The sequence below is a fragment of the Arthrobacter sp. NPDC057009 genome (genome assembly GCF_042673905.1).
Classification (GTDB): Bacteria; Actinomycetota; Actinomycetes; order Actinomycetales; family Micrococcaceae; genus Arthrobacter.
Window position 1 is genome coordinate 137436 of sequence record NZ_JBHUSB010000006.1, and the last position, 15417, is coordinate 152852.

The 15417-nt window shown below is 66.7% G+C and carries 16 protein-coding genes; 9 read left to right on the forward strand and 7 right to left on the reverse strand.

What is annotated here, in order from left to right; translation table 11 throughout:
* Positions 1–40 precede the first annotated feature (40 nt).
* A complete protein-coding gene (locus ACFTR6_RS08630) occupies positions 41–448 on the forward strand; it encodes a VOC family protein (RefSeq protein WP_377957589.1) in 408 nt (135 codons plus the stop codon).
* Positions 449–521: 73 nt separating this feature from the next.
* Here the strand turns inward: ACFTR6_RS08630 and ACFTR6_RS08635 are convergent.
* Positions 522–1419 (reverse strand): IS5 family transposase gene (locus ACFTR6_RS08635; protein ID WP_377957590.1). Its coding sequence is split into 2 segments (ribosomal slippage): positions 522–1067 and positions 1069–1419, totalling 897 coding nucleotides; the frame shifts between segments, so codons are not numbered across the junction.
* Between the two features lie 61 nt (positions 1420–1480).
* Complete coding sequence (locus ACFTR6_RS08640; RefSeq protein WP_377957591.1) at positions 1481–2947, reverse strand: sugar porter family MFS transporter; 1467 nt, start codon at positions 2945–2947, stop codon at positions 1481–1483.
* A 138-nt stretch (positions 2948–3085) separates the two neighbouring features.
* Between ACFTR6_RS08640 and ACFTR6_RS08645 the strand changes: the two genes are divergently transcribed.
* Positions 3086–4093 carry a LacI family DNA-binding transcriptional regulator gene (locus tag ACFTR6_RS08645; RefSeq protein ID WP_076800706.1) on the forward strand — a complete coding sequence of 336 codons (1008 nt, stop codon included), beginning with the start codon at positions 3086–3088 and terminating at the stop codon, positions 4091–4093.
* A gap of 14 nt (positions 4094–4107) precedes the next feature.
* Here ACFTR6_RS08645 and ACFTR6_RS08650 read toward each other — a convergent pair whose 3' ends face one another.
* Positions 4108–4752, reverse strand: coding sequence for a GDSL-type esterase/lipase family protein (locus tag ACFTR6_RS08650; protein ID WP_377957592.1), 645 nt, complete (start codon positions 4750–4752; stop codon positions 4108–4110).
* Positions 4753–4898: 146 nt separating this feature from the next.
* On the opposite strand from ACFTR6_RS08650, the gene ACFTR6_RS08655 reads away from it, so the two are divergent.
* Positions 4899–5333 carry an arsenate reductase ArsC gene (locus tag ACFTR6_RS08655; RefSeq protein WP_076800711.1) on the forward strand — a complete coding sequence of 145 codons (435 nt, stop codon included), beginning with the start codon at positions 4899–4901 and terminating at the stop codon, positions 5331–5333.
* Positions 5334–5371: 38 nt separating this feature from the next.
* Positions 5372–6406 (forward strand): thioredoxin-disulfide reductase, encoded by a 1035-nt coding sequence (trxB, locus tag ACFTR6_RS08660; RefSeq protein WP_377957593.1) that lies wholly within the window; start codon positions 5372–5374, stop codon positions 6404–6406.
* 452 nt (positions 6407–6858) lie between these two features.
* Here the strand turns inward: trxB and ACFTR6_RS08665 are convergent, their stop codons facing one another.
* Positions 6859–7899 carry an NAD(P)-dependent alcohol dehydrogenase gene (locus tag ACFTR6_RS08665; protein WP_377957594.1) on the reverse strand — a complete coding sequence of 347 codons (1041 nt, stop codon included), beginning with the start codon at positions 7897–7899 and terminating at the stop codon, positions 6859–6861.
* Between the two features lie 292 nt (positions 7900–8191).
* On the opposite strand from ACFTR6_RS08665, the gene ACFTR6_RS08670 reads away from it, so the two are divergent.
* A complete protein-coding gene (locus tag ACFTR6_RS08670) occupies positions 8192–8923 on the forward strand; it encodes an SDR family NAD(P)-dependent oxidoreductase (RefSeq protein WP_377957596.1) in 732 nt (243 codons plus the stop codon).
* Between the two features lie 194 nt (positions 8924–9117).
* On the opposite strand, the gene ACFTR6_RS08675 is transcribed toward ACFTR6_RS08670, so the two are convergent.
* Positions 9118–9336, reverse strand: coding sequence for a three-helix bundle dimerization domain-containing protein (locus tag ACFTR6_RS08675; RefSeq protein WP_076800717.1), 219 nt, complete (start codon positions 9334–9336; stop codon positions 9118–9120).
* Between the two features lie 194 nt (positions 9337–9530).
* On the opposite strand from ACFTR6_RS08675, the gene ACFTR6_RS08680 reads away from it, so the two are divergent.
* Both ACFTR6_RS08680 and ACFTR6_RS08685 read left to right on the forward strand, forming a co-directional pair.
* A complete protein-coding gene (locus tag ACFTR6_RS08680; protein ID WP_076800719.1) occupies positions 9531–9947 on the forward strand; it encodes a CBS domain-containing protein in 417 nt (138 codons plus the stop codon).
* Between the two features lie 281 nt (positions 9948–10228).
* A complete protein-coding gene (locus ACFTR6_RS08685; RefSeq protein ID WP_377957670.1) occupies positions 10229–11041 on the forward strand; it encodes an SGNH/GDSL hydrolase family protein in 813 nt (270 codons plus the stop codon).
* Positions 11042–11175: 134 nt separating this feature from the next.
* Here ACFTR6_RS08685 and ACFTR6_RS08690 read toward each other — a convergent pair whose 3' ends face one another.
* Positions 11176–12090: a trypsin-like serine protease gene (locus tag ACFTR6_RS08690; protein ID WP_377957597.1), complete on the reverse strand. Its 915-nt coding sequence runs from the start codon at positions 12088–12090 to the stop codon at positions 11176–11178.
* A gap of 249 nt (positions 12091–12339) precedes the next feature.
* On the opposite strand from ACFTR6_RS08690, the gene ACFTR6_RS08695 reads away from it, so the two are divergent.
* Entirely contained in the window at positions 12340–12867 is a 528-nt protein-coding gene (locus tag ACFTR6_RS08695; RefSeq protein ID WP_377957598.1) for an alternate-type signal peptide domain-containing protein, read from the forward strand.
* A gap of 195 nt (positions 12868–13062) precedes the next feature.
* Here ACFTR6_RS08695 and ACFTR6_RS08700 read toward each other — a convergent pair whose 3' ends face one another.
* Positions 13063–13671, reverse strand: a complete 609-nt coding sequence (locus ACFTR6_RS08700; RefSeq protein ID WP_377957599.1) for a helix-turn-helix domain-containing protein — start codon at positions 13669–13671, stop codon at positions 13063–13065.
* A gap of 98 nt (positions 13672–13769) precedes the next feature.
* On the opposite strand from ACFTR6_RS08700, the gene ACFTR6_RS08705 reads away from it, so the two are divergent.
* Entirely contained in the window at positions 13770–15395 is a 1626-nt protein-coding gene (locus ACFTR6_RS08705; protein WP_377957600.1) for an FAD-dependent oxidoreductase, read from the forward strand.
* Positions 15396–15417 lie beyond the last annotated feature (22 nt).

The window sequence follows — 15417 nt, forward strand, 5'->3', positions numbered from 1 at the left end:
TTCCGTATAGAGACGACTCCCAACTTAAGGAGAAAGGGAAATGTCCAGCAACCCCGAGGATCTGGCAAACGTCAAAGACCTGGTCAGTGTCCGGTACATGGTGGACGACGTCGATGCCGCCGTCGGCTTCTACACGAAGCACCTCGGCTTCACCGTAAGAATGAACGCCGCACCGGCCTTTGCCGACGTCGCGCGCGGGCAGCTGCGGCTCTTGTTGAGCGGGCCCACCAGTTCGGCGGGCAGGCCAATGCCCGACGGCGCGGTCCCGGCACCGGGTGGATGGAACCGCATCCATCTCATCGTGACTGACATCGCCGCCGAGGTGGACAGGCTGCGCGCCGCGGGAGTGCCGTTCCGGAACGACATCGTCAAGGGGCCGGGCGGCCAGCAGATCCTGCTGGAGGATCCGGCCGGCAACGTCGTCGAACTCTTCCAGCCGGCCAGCTGAGGTCCTTGGGAACGCCGAAGCCCCGTCCGCCGGCTTCGGGTGAATCCGGCGGACGGGGCGGGGTAACAGGGGGCTAGGGCGTGTCTCCTAAAGCTGTCAGCCAGATGCTGATTGCCCGGAGGACGACCCCGCCGCGGTAGGTAAGGGCGAGTTTGTCGTAGCGGGTTGCCAGGGCTCGCCACTGCTTGAAGATGTTGAAGTTGCGTTCGACGACGTTGCGACCTTTGTAGTCCTCCTTATCGAAGGCGGGCGGTCGGCCCCCGGTGGATCCCCGTCGTTTCCGATGGCCGATCTGGTCGGATGGTTGCGGGATGACCGCCACGATGCCGCGGTCGCGAAGGTGCGTCCGAATCGCCCGGGACGAGTAGGCCTTGTCGCCGCGGACACGGTCCGGGCGGGTACGTGGCCTGCCCGGGCCGGCCCGAGTGATCTTCAACTGGTCCATCAGGTGGGTGAACATCGGCGCATCCCCGCCCTGGCCTGGAGCGACCAGCAGTACCAGTGGCCTGCCTTTGCCGTCGACGAGGGCGTGAATCTTGGTGCTCAGTCCACCACGGGACCGCCCAATTGCATGATCGTCCGGCTCAGCAAACAGATTCATGTAATTCGCGCCGGCCCCCTGTGGTGCGGGGAAGGTTTGTGCCGTGCTGGTGGGCGCGGTTCACCGTCGAGTCGACCGAGATCGACCAATCCACTTCTCCTTGGGCATCCGCGACGGTCAGCAGTGCCGACAGGATGCTGTCCCAGGTTCCGTCACCGCTGTAGCGGCGGTGACGCTTCCAGATGGTCTGCCACGGACCGAACTCGGCAGGCACATTCCGCCAGGCGATCCCGCACCGATACCGGTAGATGATGCCCTCGACCACCCGACGGTCGTCCCTGAAAGGACGACCTCGGCGGCCGGCAGAGGACGGCAGCAACGGCTGGATGCGGGCCCACTGCCCGTCAGTCAAAACAGAAGTACGAGACACCCATCAAGCATCCCGGCTAAGGAACCCAGGATTTAGGAGACACGCCCTAGTGCTGCAGTGGCTAGTGCGCCGCGGGCGCAGGGGTCTTGTGCACCAGGTAGATGGCGCCGGTGGTGACGTCCTCCTCGAGGGCTTCGAGCGTCCGGCCACGGGTTTCCGGCACCTGGGTGTAGATGAAGATGAGGGCCAGGATGCCCACCACACCGAACATGAAGAACGTTCCGGTGATGCCGACCGCCGCCACCAGGGACGGGAAGAACAGGCCCAGGAAGGCGTTGGCGATCCAGAGGCAGAAGATGGAGACGCCGATCGCGAAGCCGCGGATGTGCAGCGGGAAGATCTCCGAGAGCATCACCCAGACGGCGATGTTCAGGAAGGTCTGCATGGAGCCGACGAAGGCCACCACCAGGAAGAGGATCACGAAAGGCCGCGCTGAATTGCCGACGGGCAGCGCGATGGAGGCGATGCCGATGAGGAAGTGGCAGATGGTGGTCAGCGTGAAGCCGACGAGCAGGGTGGTGCGGCGGTTGACCCGCTGCATCATGCTTAGGGCGATGACACCGCCGACGACGGCGATGACGCCCGGGGCGATGTTGGCAATGAGGGCGGCACCGGAATCGAAGCCGGCCTCAACCAGCACCGACTGGCCGTAGTACATGATCGAGTTGATGCCGGTCAGCTGCTGCGCCACGCCCAGGCCGATGCCGACGAGCAGGATGCGCAGGATCCACTTGTTCTTCAGCGCGCCCCAGCCGGAGAGGTTCATTTCCTTTTCCTCGTCAGCGAGGTGCTTGACGTCGGCCATTTCCGCCTCGGCGCGGTCGGCTGAGCGGATGGTCTTCAGTACGGCCAGTGCGTCCTGGTTGCGGCCCCGGGAGATCAGCCAGCGCGGGGATTCGGGCATCCGGAGCATGCCGACGAACAGGGCGACCGCCGGTACCGCGGCCACGGCGAGCATGATGCGCCAGACGCCGCCGAACTCGCCCCAGACGTTGCCGATGACGGCGTTGATGACAAATGCCGCGAGCTGGCCGATGACGATCATCAGTTCGTTGCGCCCGGCCAGCGAGCCGCGGATTTCGTAAGGGGCCAGTTCGGCGAGGTACACGGGGACCACCGAGGAGGCGCCGCCCACGGCGAGGCCGAGGATGACGCGGCCGATGACCATCACCTCGAAGTTCGGCGCGAAGACGCAGGCGAGGGCTCCGACGAGGAACAGGATGGCCAGCAGGATGATGGTCTTCCGGCGGCCCCAGGTGTCGGAGAGCCGGCCGCCGCCCACCGCGCCCGCGGCGGCGCCGAACAGCAGGGAGCTGGTGACGATGCCCTCGGTAATGGGGGTCAGGCCAAGATCGGCCGTCATGGGCCGGAGTGCGCCATTGATGACACCGGTGTCGTAGCCGAATAGCAGGCCGCCGAAGGTTGCGATCGTGGCCACCATGCCGAGGCGCTTACGGTGCGGGCCGTTGGTCAGCGGGGGAAGTGAGGGACTGGATGCGCCGTCGCGCTGGGCTTGGGTTGCAGACATCAGGACTTCCTTGTCTCAGTTTTGCGGGTCGTGTGCCCGCCGTCACAGACAAGACTAACGCGCGAAAGGCTTAAATGTAAGGTCAAACTTACAAATGATTTTAATTTCGTGTGTTTCCCGCCGTGGGAGGATGGCGGTATGACTCTTGAGCGGCAGCACCGCCCGGCCACCCAGGCTGATGTTGCGCGCGAAGTCGGCGTCTCCCGCACCCTCGTGTCCTTCGCCTTCCGCGGCGCCGCGGGGGTCAGCGATGAGACCAAACAGGCCATTTTCGACGCCGCGAAACGTCTGGGATACCGGCACAACGCGGCAGCCGCCGCCCTGGCAAGCAAGTCCCGGACCGCCGTCGGACTTTATCTTCTGGACCTGCGGAACGAGGTCTTCTCGGACGTCCTCAACGGTGTCCGGCTGGCGTTGCCGCAGGCGCGCAACCGGCTCATCCTGAGCGTCGCCCGCTCGATCGGCGGCGAGGACCAGGGTGCGGTCGACTCGCTGATCGAGGCGCGGGTGGGGATCATCATCGCGGCGACGCTGCTCGAGACTGACGAAAGGGTACGGGAACTGGCGCAGACGGTTCCGGTGGTCAGTGTCACCCGCCGGGTGGAGGGGGTGGACAGCGTGTACCCCGACGACCGCGCAGGGGCGCGGGCCGCCGTCGAGCATCTGCTGGGCCTCGGGCATACACGGATTGCCCACCTGGCCGGACCGCCCTTTGACGGCCACACCGTCCGCCAGGAGACCTACGAGCAAGTGATGCGGGACGCCGGCCTGAGCCCGCGCACCGTCGTGGCTGGCGATTTCACCCAGGAGGCCGGGGAACGTGCGGCGGCGGAGCTGCTGGGCGGACCCGGCCGCCCGACGGCCGTCTTTACCCACAACGACCAGTTCGCCCTGGGTGTCCGCGAAGCCGCGTACGGGATGGGGCTGACGGTTCCCGGCGACCTCTCGCTCGTGGGCTACGACGATTCGCGGACTGCCCGGCTACACGGGATCGACCTGACGTCCGTGGACATGCACGCTGTGGAACTGGGAAAAATTGCCGGAGGCGTCGCGCTGGAACGGCTGAGCAATCCCGGGGCCCCCATTGCGGACAGGTGCGTCACGCCCCGGCTGGTGGTCCGCGGCTCCACAGCCCCGCCCAGGTGAATCTGCTGGGGGTGTCAGCCGCCGATGACCGTTGACCGCGGCGCCCGGCGGTTCGGGTCCAGCAGCGCGCCGATCGCCTTGGCAATCTTGGCCCCGCCCTGCACGGAGGGTTCAATCGGATTGGCGTAGTCGCCGTCGTGGTCGCAGATGATCCGGAGGTCGATCAGGCTGAGGCCCCGGGTAAACGCGGCCCTGGTCACGCGGTCATTGAACACCGTGAGGGCGGTCCTGATCAGCCGGTAAAGGGGGCCGGCGGAGGGCGTGTCATAGATGGTGCACACCGTTCCCGGCAGGCCGGATGCCGCAAGCGCGCCTGCCATCAGCTCGTAGTCGGCGGCGAACCGCTCCTGAGCATCGGCGAACAGCTCCAGGGCCTCGGCCACCGAGCGTGCGGGCGCTTCGAGCAGGTGGGCGAAGCCGAGCGCATCGTTGCCGCCGGCGCTGACCACCAGGTGGGTGGCGTCGTCGGGAAGGGCGAGCAGCTGCCGGTGGACTCCGGCGATCACGTCCCCGTCAAGGGCCAGCAGCGTTGCCTTCCAGCCGGACGGGAGTTCACCGCGCAGCTGCTCAACGACGTCGGGGCCGCCGTCGACGTAGGCCTTGTTGTCAAAGATTGAGTCTCCGAGCAGGACCACGTGGCCGCCCGCACCGCTGTTCATGCCGCATCGTCCCACAAAATTCACTGCATTCCCATGCGCCCTTTCCCCTCGGGCTCTTGATTGACATGCGCCCTTTCCCCTCGGGCTCTTGATTGAACTGGCCGCTCTTGTTGCACTTGAGTACGCACCAACTTCAGGAGACAGCCATGACCGAGGATCCAGCGAAGAAGCCCACAGTCCTGTTCGTCTGCGTGCACAATGCCGGCCGGTCGCAGATGGCCGCCGGTTTCCTCACCAGCCTGTCCCGCGGGGCAATTGAGGTGCGTTCTGCCGGCTCGGAGCCCGCGTTCGAGGTGAACCCGTCGGCCGTCGATGCCATGGCCGAGGTCGGCGTCGATATTTCCGCGGAGGTGCCGAAGGTCCTCACCACCGGAGCCCTCAAGGAGGCCGACGTCGTGATCACCATGGGCTGCGGCGACGAGTGTCCCGTGTTCCCCGGCAAGCGCTACGAGGACTGGGAGCTCGCAGACCCCGCAGGTAAGGGCATTGAATCCGTCCGCCCCATCCGCGACGAGATCCGGACCCGCGTGGAGGCGCTGGTCACCGAGCTGCTGCCCGGCCGCCACGCCGACGCCCAGTAGCAGTTTGCCTGAATGAGTCCGAAGAGAAGGAGCCAGCCGTGACCAAGACCGCCAAGCCCGAGGATGCCGCCGCAGGGGAGGCCAGTAAAGCGAAGGTCAGCGCCGAGCAGCTGATCATCATCGGCTCCGGGCCCGCCGGCTACACGGCCGCGATCTATGCCGCCCGGGCTGGCCTCAGGCCGCTGGTCCTGGCCGGTGCGGTCACGGCCGGCGGCGCGCTGATGAACACCACCGAGGTGGAGAACTTCCCCGGCTTCCCGGAGGGCGTCCAGGGGCCCGAGCTGATGGACGGCCTGCAGCAGCAGGCGGAGAAGTTCGGCGCGCAGGTGGTGTTCGACGACGCCACTTCCGTTCAGCTCAAAGGCCACCTCAAGCGTGTGGTCACCGGCGGCGGCGAGATGTACGAGGCGCCCGCCGTCATTCTGGCCACCGGTTCGGCGTACAAGGAATTGGGGCTGGCCGAGGAGAAGCAGTTCAGCGGCCACGGCGTCTCGTGGTGCGCCACCTGCGACGGGTTCTTCTTCCGCGACCAGGACATCATTGTGGTGGGCGGCGGCGATTCCGCGATGGAGGAGGCCACCTTCCTGACCCGCTTCGGAAAGTCCGTGACCGTCGTCGTCCGCAAGGGCGAGCTGCGCGCCTCGCGGATCATGGCGCAGCGGGCCAAGGACAATCCGAAGATCACGTTCGCGTGGAATTCGGCCGTCACGGCGATCCACGGCAACGGCAAGGTCAGCGGCGTCACCCTGACCGACACCCGGACGGGCGAAACCCGGCAGCAGCCCGCGACCGGGCTGTTCGTGGCGATCGGGCATGTGCCGCGCACCGAGCTGGTGGCGGGCCAGGTGGAGCTCGATGCCGAGGGCTACATCAAGGTGGAGTCGCCCACCACGTGCACGAACCTGAGCGGCGTATTCGCGTGCGGCGACGCCGTGGACCACCGCTACCGCCAGGCAATCACCGCCGCCGGCACCGGCTGCGCCGCGGCCCTGGACGCGGAACGCTACCTCGCCGCGTTGGAGGACGCCGACAGCATCGCCACAGCGCTGGTCGAGGAGCCCACGCACGCCTGAGTTCCCGAATTAACCCAACTGACTCGCAGTAGTTGTCGTTTTCAAGGCTGAAAACGGCAACAACTGCGAGTCAGTTGGGAATTTAAGGGACGGCGGCGGCTGGGGGGGTCGCCCTGGTCTCAGACAGGCGACACCGCCGCCGGCCCAGCCCCGGTGGTCGATTTAATTATCGTCCTCCGCCAGCCGTAAGAAAAGTGGGAGTGATCGCTTGTATACCCCCAAAACGGGTGGTCTGGGGCCGGCCAGGCGTTGGGATCCGGTTTTCTCCAAGTCCGTTCCGCCAGTATGGGAAAGCCCCGGCGGGATCGCGTCTATCCCGTGCCGGGACAGTGCGGCCGGATCCGTCAGCATTCCCCCCAGGCCCTGCGGATCCGGCTGCTGATAAGGCAATTTCCGTACGACGGCGGGCCGGCCCCCTTAGGTGATCGGCCCGCCGTCGGGCGCTTATTGCCTTAGAGCGTGGCGGTGTCAATCACGAAGCGGTAGCGCACGTCCGAGGCGAGGACGCGTTCGTAGGCTTCGTTGATCTTGTCCGCCGGGATGACCTCGATCTCGGCGCCGAGGCCGTGCTCGGCGCAGAAGTTGAGCATCTCCTGGGTTTCGCGGATGCCGCCGATCATGGAACCGGCGAAGGCGCGGCGTCCGCCGATGAGGGCGAACGCGTTGACCGGGAGCGGCTCGGCGGGGGCGCCGACGTTGACCAGCGTGCCGTCGAGGGACAGCAGCTGCAGGTAGGAGCTGATGTCGATCGAGGCGCTGACCGTGTTGATGATCAGGTCGAAGCTCCCGGCGAGGGCGTCAAACGTGCCGGGGTCGCTGGTGGCGTAGTAGTGGTCCGCACCGAGGCGGAGCCCGTCCTCCTGCTTCTTGAGCGACTGGGACAGCACGGTCACCTCGGCGCCCATGGCGTGGGCGAGCTTGACGGCCATGTGGCCGAGTCCGCCGAGGCCGACGACGGCGACCTTCTTGCCGGGGCCGGCGCCCCAGTGGCGCAGCGGGGAGTACGTGGTGATGCCGGCGCACAGCAGGGGAGCGGCGACGTCGAGTTCGATGCCGTCCGGGATGGTGACGACGAAGTCCTCGACCACCACCACGTGCGTGGAGTAGCCGCCCTGCGTGATGGTGCCGTCGCGGTCAACGGCGCCGTAGGTGCCGACGTTGCCCTTGAGGCAGTACTGCTCCTCGCCGGCCAGGCAGTTGGCGCACTCCTTGCAGGAGTTGACCATGCAGCCGACGCCGACCCGGTCGCCGACCTTGTGGCGGGTCACCTCGGAACCCACCTCGGTGACGATGCCGGCGATCTCGTGGCCGGGGGCAAGCGGGTACTGCTGCGGGCCCCAGTCGCCGCGGACGGTGTGGATGTCGGAGTGGCAGATGCCGGCGTACTTGATTTCGATGAGGACGTCGTGCGGGCCGACGTCGCGGCGTTCAATGGTCGTAGGGATGAGATCCTCGGTAGCGGACGGCGCGGCGTAAGCGTTGACGGTAGGCATGGTTCTCCTGTGTATCGGTGTCGGTGGAACGGGCCGCAGGTGAAAACTTCACCCACTCGCGGTGGCGAGAGGCAGGCCCTGCCGTAAGGGGTAACTACAGGACCCCCGAATCTCTTCCCGCCCTGGCACGGGAATTTCCGGCAGGCTCATGGCAGGGACCCGTTCACACCTCGACCGTAGGGCCTCTCTTAACAACCGTGGGAGTCCCTGCCAGTACCTCCCGGACGAGGGGTGCCGGCTTTACTGTTGATCAGGCAGTCTGATACGCGGCAAGCGCGGAACGGAGCACAGATTGGCGAGAATTTTCATCACCGGTTCTGCCGGCGGGCTCGGGCTGAACGCCGCCTGGGCACTGATTCGGCAGGGCCATGACGTGGTGCTGCATGCCAGGAATGAGTCCCGGCTCGCGGACGCCGGCGAGGTGCGGGAGCAGGCCGCGGGGACCGTCGTCGGGAATCTGGCCGACCTCAATGAGACGGTGCAGGTGGCAGAACAGGCCGCCAGATACGGCCCGTTCGATGCCGTCATCCATAACGCGGGCGTGTACAGCGGCCACGAGATCTTTGCGGTGAACACTGTGGCCCCGTACGTCCTGAGCGCGCTCATGGCCCGTCCGCGCCGCCTCGTCTACATCAGCAGCGGCATGCACCGGTACGGCACGCCGGACCTCCGCGGAATCGACTGGACGAATGCTGCGACGAGGCCTGCGGCCTACTCCGACAGCAAGCTGTATGTCACGGCGCTTGCAGCGGCGTTGGCCGACCGCTGGCCGGAAGCTGAAGTCAACGCAGTGGATCCGGGCTGGGTGCCCACCCGCATGGGCGGACCTGCCGCGCCTGATGACCTGGAGCTGGGGCATGTCACGCAGGTGTGGCTCGCCACGCGCTCGGGTGGGGACCGCGAGTCCGGAGGATATTGGTTCCATCACCAGCGCCGGGAGCCCCATCCCGCCGTAAAAGACGCAGCGTTCCAGGCGCAACTGCTTGGGGCGTTGGAGAGCCACACGGGCATCGCGCTGCGGTAGTGAAGGCACCGGGTCCGGGGAGGGCCCGCCGTTCCCGGTGCCATGCCGGGTTTCGCGCGGCATACGAGTGTCCGGCAAGAAAAATTCTTGCCGGACAACCTTGGGAAAACCTTTGGGGCGCGGCAGTGGAACGGCCTTAAGGGGCCACCGCGTGAGAACCGGGGCCGGCGGGTACGGAGGCCGGCGGGCAAATGTCAGGTGACCTCGGGTGCCAATTCGTTGCGCAGCCGGGCCTTCGCGCCCTTTTCCACCAGGGTGGGGATGAACGCTCTGATCCGGCCGGAGTCAAGGGCGTCATACTCTTCGGACACTATCCCCGCGATACGTCCACGGTCGGCATCCGGGAAGCGCCCGGCCAGCCGTTCAACGACCTGGTTGATGGTCGACTGTTTCTCTTCATCAGTGCCGTTCATCGCCTTAGTGTCAGGCACGGGAACGGAACCGTCAATGGACAGCCCGGGAGCCCGCCAACCTTTCACGTCTGGACAGCAACGGTCAGCATACTTAGCGTTAACGCGTGACCGTTGATGCGTCTGGTGCGCAGTCGAAGGCACCGGCACCACCGGCGCGGCCCAAGAGCCTATCCACTCAATGAGGAGAGAGCGCCATGACCACAGCACGCGAAATCATGACCGGCGGCGTTGAATGCATCGGTGCAAACGAAACGCTGGAAGCAGCCGCGCGGAAGATGAAGGAACTGGACGTAGGTGCCCTGCCGATCTGCGGGGAGGACAACAAGCTGAAGGGCATGCTCACCGACCGCGACATCGTCATCAAGTGCTTCGCGGAAGGCGGCGACCCCCGCACGGCCAAGGCCGGCGATTTCGGCCAAGGCAAGCCGGTGACCATTGGTGCCGACGATTCCATCGAGGAAGCGATCAGGACCATGGAAGAACACCAGGTCCGCCGGCTGCCGGTTATCGACGGCCACGACCTGATCGGCATCCTCACCCAGGCGGACATCGCCCGGAACTACCCGGAGGACCGCGTCGGCGAACTTGTGGAGCTCATCTCCTTCTACTGAGCGCCCAGGGAGCGCGAACGGACACTTGTGGCCCCATTTCCGCACGGAAACGGGGCCACAACTGTACGTTCGCGCCGGGGACGGGCCGGGAAAAAATTCACAAGTTGCGGCACTTTTGAGGAATTTTGCGGAGACTTCGAACGTTCCTTGGATAACGCCGCAGGCGTACAGCGCCGGGGCGCAAGGGAGAGGACGAGGCGATGAAAAACATCGGCCACTTTGGACCCCGAAACTCCGCTGCGGACGCAACGGCCCCACACCCTTGGAGCCGCTATGTGGCAATGGGAGATTCGTTTACGGAGGGTGTCGGCGACCCCGAGGAACGCTGCGCCGGAGGGCTCCGGGGCTGGGCGGACCGCGTGGCAGAGGAGCTCAGCGCAGAGCGGAAAGACTTTGCCTACGCCAACCTGGCCATTCGCGGCCTGCTTCTGGGGCAGATTCTTGATCAGCAGACGGAGCCAGCACTGGAGCTGAAGCCGGACCTGATCACGCTGTCGGCCGGCGGGAACGACATGGTGTTCCACCGGACCGATCCCGACAAGCTGGCCGCCAAACTCGAGGCCGGCGTGGAACGGCTCAGTGCAACCGGCGCCACGATCATGCTGTTCGCCGGCCCGGATTGGCGGCACACTCCGATCCTGGGGCGGAGCCGGTCCAGGGTGGCTATCTTCAACGAGAACATCCGGATCGTCGCCGCAGCACACGACTGCCTGTTGGTGGACCTCTGGACCCTGCGGCAACTCAGGGATCCGCGGATGTGGGACCCGGACCGGCTCCACTTCTCGCCGCTGGGCCACCACACCATCGCCATGAAGGTGCTGGACACACTCCAGGTGCCGCATTCGTTGCAGCCTCTGGAGCCGAAGGCCCCGCCGCAAAGCAGCAGTTGGCGCGATGCCAGGGCCGGGGACCTCGCCTGGGCCCGGAACTATTTCCTGCCGTGGGCATGGCAGCGGATTGCCCTGCAGCGCATCGCCCTGCCGGGCGTCGAGCACCCGGCGCCTGCGCCCCTGCTGCCGAAGCGGCCGGTCTTTGCGCCGGTTTATGCGGTGCGCACCGTGGCGGCAAAGGTGGCCTCGGAGTTCCTGGCGTAAGGGCCGGAAGCCGGGCGCTGCGAAGGTGAACGGTCGACGGCGGGCGGGCACCCGCCGTCGAACGCGTCCGACGGCGGGTGGTGAAGTTTGTCCCCTGAACGGGGCGGATCCGCCTGGTTCTGCCCGGGAAAGGGTCAGCCGGCGGCGGGGGCGAAGGCGATCTGGGCGAACTCGCTTCCGGTGGTGGCGGCGATCCAGTCGATCACGTCCTGCCGGTCGGTGCGGTAGGAGAAGTTCGTTCCGTTGCAGTACCGGTTGTGGTTGAACGACGTAATGCCGGTGATGGTGTTGGACTCGGCTGTGCCGTAGAACAGCGGGCCGCCGGAGTCAGCGGTGCAGGTGCCGCCGAGGCCGTTGCCGTTGCCATTGGTCTGGACGTTGTAGCCGTCGGTGCTGGAGCTGGTCAGGTTGGTCAGCCTGGACTGGGCCATGAGCCGTTCCCGGAACGAGGTCTCGCCGCCCGGCCCGGCCGCGGAAATGCCGTAGCCGCTGGAGGTAAAGGTTGTGTCCTGCTGCCCGCGCTTCGTGGCCAGCGCGTCCAGGGTCCCCGGTGCGGCGAGCCGGGCGTACTCGTCGAGCATGATCGGCTGGTCCAGGATCACCAGGCCGGCGTCCTTGGTTTCGGGGACTGCCGCCATGCTGATGTAGCCGTAGTTGTACATCTCGGAGGAGGTGGCGCACTGGGTTCCCAGCGTCCCCTTCGCGCAGCTGCCCGGATATCCGGTGTCCGGATCTGTCCCGGTTTCCGGGCTCCAGTCCACGCCGGCATCCTGCTGGAAGTACACCCGGGCTGAGGAAGCGCCGGCGGTGCAGTGCCCGGCTGTGAGGAGCACCGTGGGCGTGAGCAGGGAGCCCGAGCACCGGTGGTGGAACCCGCCGCCGGGGCCGTAGAACACAATGAGGCCAACGAACGGATGCTCGTTGTCCTTGACGTAGTCACCGGTGACCGCACCGGCCGGACCCGCTGTTGTCACGGCCAGCATTGCGGCAACGGCCAGCGCACCGCTTCCGGCGCGCAGTTTCTTCGAAGAGAGCAGTTTCTTCGGCACGCGAAGATTCTTCAAAAAGCGCATACAAGCCCCAGCTTCCTGTTGCACGGGTGTCCGCAGCGCGCATCGGTGCACGCGGCAGGTGCCAAATTGGTGTCACCACCCGAACGGGGCGGTGACTCAAGATACCACTCATCAGCAGGCTGTTTTTCTTGACTGATTCTTGACCTTTTGCGGCATGGATACCTGAGTTTGCCCCTGCAATGTTCTTCCCAGAACATCTGCTCACAAGATTTGAAGGGTCTCATCATGAAGAACAGCGCTCTGATCAAGGGAACCGCCGCCATCACCGTTGGTGCGGCACTGCTGCTGGGCGGCGGCGGAACCCTGGCCTCCTGGAACGCCTCCGATACCGGCACCCCGGGCACCATCGTCGCCGGCGACCTGAACGTCGCCGCAGCCGCCGGCGTCTGGAAGGACCGCGCCGGCACCACGATCAACATCAACACCTACAAGGTTGTCCCCGGCGACAAGCTCACCTACACCCAGAACCTGACCGTCACCCTGACCGGTGACAAGATGGCCGCCACCATCACCGCCGCCGGCACCGGTGCGGAGAACGGCTTCAACGCCGACAACGTCGCCATCACGGCTCCCGCACTGACAGTCGGCGGCACTCCGGTCAACAACCCCCTGAAGACATCCGCGACGGTCACCGCCACCATCACGTTCGAGTTCCTGTCCTCCACCACGGGCCGCTCCGACGTCGGCAAGTCCTACAACTTCGGCAGCGTCGGCTTCAACCTGAACCAGGTCACCCAGACGGGCCTTTCCTAGCTTTACCTGGCACCTTCCGGGCGCCGTGCAGGGCGGCCGGAAGCGGACGACGGCGGCCGGTCACCTTCCCCCAGGGTGGCCGGCCGTCGTCGTACGCCGCCCAACGTTAGGAGTTTTTGTCCAGATAATGGGGGATAAACGCCCCCGAAGTCGTGACAGCTGGACAAAAACTCCAAGCACCACAGTGGTTTCCAGTCAGTCGTCAGCGGCACTCGCCTTCGGGTCGCGCGGGGCGGCCCGGAGGTGGGCCCGCTCGCCCTGCCGGCCGAACAGGCTGAGGAACTCCACCGGGCCATCGCTGGTGGCACCGAACCAGTGCGGGGTCCGTGTGTCGAATTCCGCGGCTTCGCCCGCCTTGAGCAGCAGGTCGTGCTCGGCGAGGACCAGCCGGAGCGTTCCGTTGAGGACGTACACCCAGTCATACCCCTCGTGCGTCCGAAGCTCGGGTTCGGCGTTGTCGTCGCCGGCGGGCTTGACGATTTTGTAGGCCTGGATGCCGCCGGGGCGGCGGGTCAGGGGGAGGATCACCGAGCCGTCGCCGGAGGGGATGGGGCGCAGGTTGATGCGCGGGTTCCCGGTGGGCGGAGCGTCCACAAGCTCGTCGATGGTCAGGCCGTGGGCGCGCGCCAGAGGGAGCAGCTGTTCCAGGGTCGGCCGCCGCAGCCCGGACTCGAGCCTGGACAGGGTGCTGACCGAAATCCCCGTCTCGCTGGCAAGGTCCGTGAGCGAAAGGTCGCGGCGCTGGCGCAGGCGCTTCAGGCGCGGGCCGAGGGCATCGAGCGTCCGGTCGATGGAGCCGTCCATCAGGTGTCCTTTTCCGTTTGGCAAATATCTTTGCCGATCTTCGCCCTTCCTGGGAATCATTGTCAATAAGGCGCAGGAGCGGACAACGTGGAGGACTGATGAACAGCCAAGTCAAAGAGATGCAGGACGTGATTGTCGTGGGCGGCGGTGCGGCGGGGCTGAGTGCGGCCATGATGCTCGCCCGGTCGCGGCGGAGCGTGGTGGTGGTGGACGCGGGGTCGCCGCGCAACGCCCCCGCCGACGGTGTCCACGGACTGCTGGGCCGTGACGGGATGAGCCCGCTCGAGCTGCTGTCCCGCGGCCGGGAGGAGGCCCGCTGCTACGGCGCCGGCATCGTGGACGGGGAGGTCACCGACGTTTCGCACGCACCGCACGGGTTCACGGTGACTCTGCGCAGCGGCGACGTGCTCCACGGGCACCGGCTGCTGATCGCCACCGGCCTGGTCGACGAGCTGCCGGACATCCCCGGGGTGCGCGAGCGGTGGGGCCGGGACGTCCTGCACTGCCCGTACTGCCATGGCTGGGAGGTCCGGGACCGCCGGATCGGCGTGATCGCGTCCGGGCCCATGTCGGTCCACCAGGCACTCATGTTCCGGCAGCTCAGTGACCAGGTCACCTTCTTTGCCCAGGACCACGGGCTCGACGCCGGTGATCGGGCCAGGTTCGACGCTCTGGGAATCGCGGTCATCACCGGCCGCGTCGCCGCCGTCGAGGTTAAGGACGACCAGATCACGGGCGTTCTCCTGGCTGACGGGACAGTTGTCGACGTCGAGGTGGTCGTAGTGGCGCCTCGCATGGTGGCGCGCTCCGAACTGTTCGCCGGCATCGGGATCCAGGCCACCGTGCACCCGGCCGGCGCGTTCATCGAGACCGACGAGTTCGGTGCCACCTCGGTGCCGGGTGTCTGGGCGGCCGGCAACTCCTCCGACCTGAGCGCCCAGGTGGGCGCCGCCGCTGCGGCCGGTGCCCGGGCTGCCCAGCACATCAATGCCCTTATGGTCACGGACGACGCCGACCGGGCCGTCGCAGGGCACGTCACCAAGGTTGGTTCCCCGGCACCCGACCATGACCACACGCCTACGCACTCGTTCGACAAGGACTACTGGGAGCAGCACTGGCAGGAGGGTCCAGGCTTCGAGGCCCGGAACGCGGTGAACCCCCATCTGCTCCGTGAGGTCGGTGGGCTCGCCGCAGGCTCCGCGCTCGATGCCGGATGCGGCACCGGCGCCGAGGCAATCTGGCTGGCGTCCCGGGGCTGGCAGGTGACCGCGGCGGACATCTCTGCCGCAGCCCTGAACCGGGCCAGCGCCCATGCGTCCGCCACGGAAAATCCGGAGGTCAGCGGACGCGTGCAGTGGACCGAAGCCGACCTGGAGACCTGGGAACCGGGCCGCACCTTCGACCTCGTGACCACGCACTATGCCCACCCCACGATGCCCCAGCTCGACTTCTACGACCGCATCGCCTCGTGGGTCGCGCCCGGCGGCACCCTGTTCATCGTCGGCCACCGCGACCAGGGCCACGGGCACAGCCATGACGACGAACGCGCCCACCAGGACCATCCGCCGGCCAAGGCGACCGCCACCGCCGCAGCGATCACGGCCCGGCTCGACCCCGCCGTCTGGGACGTGGTCACCGCCGACGAGGTGAGCAGGACCCTGGGCAACGGCGGGCGCGAGGTGAATCTGCACGACGTTGTTGTCCGCGCCCGCCGATGCGCCTGAAGTTTTGGCACAGATAATGGGG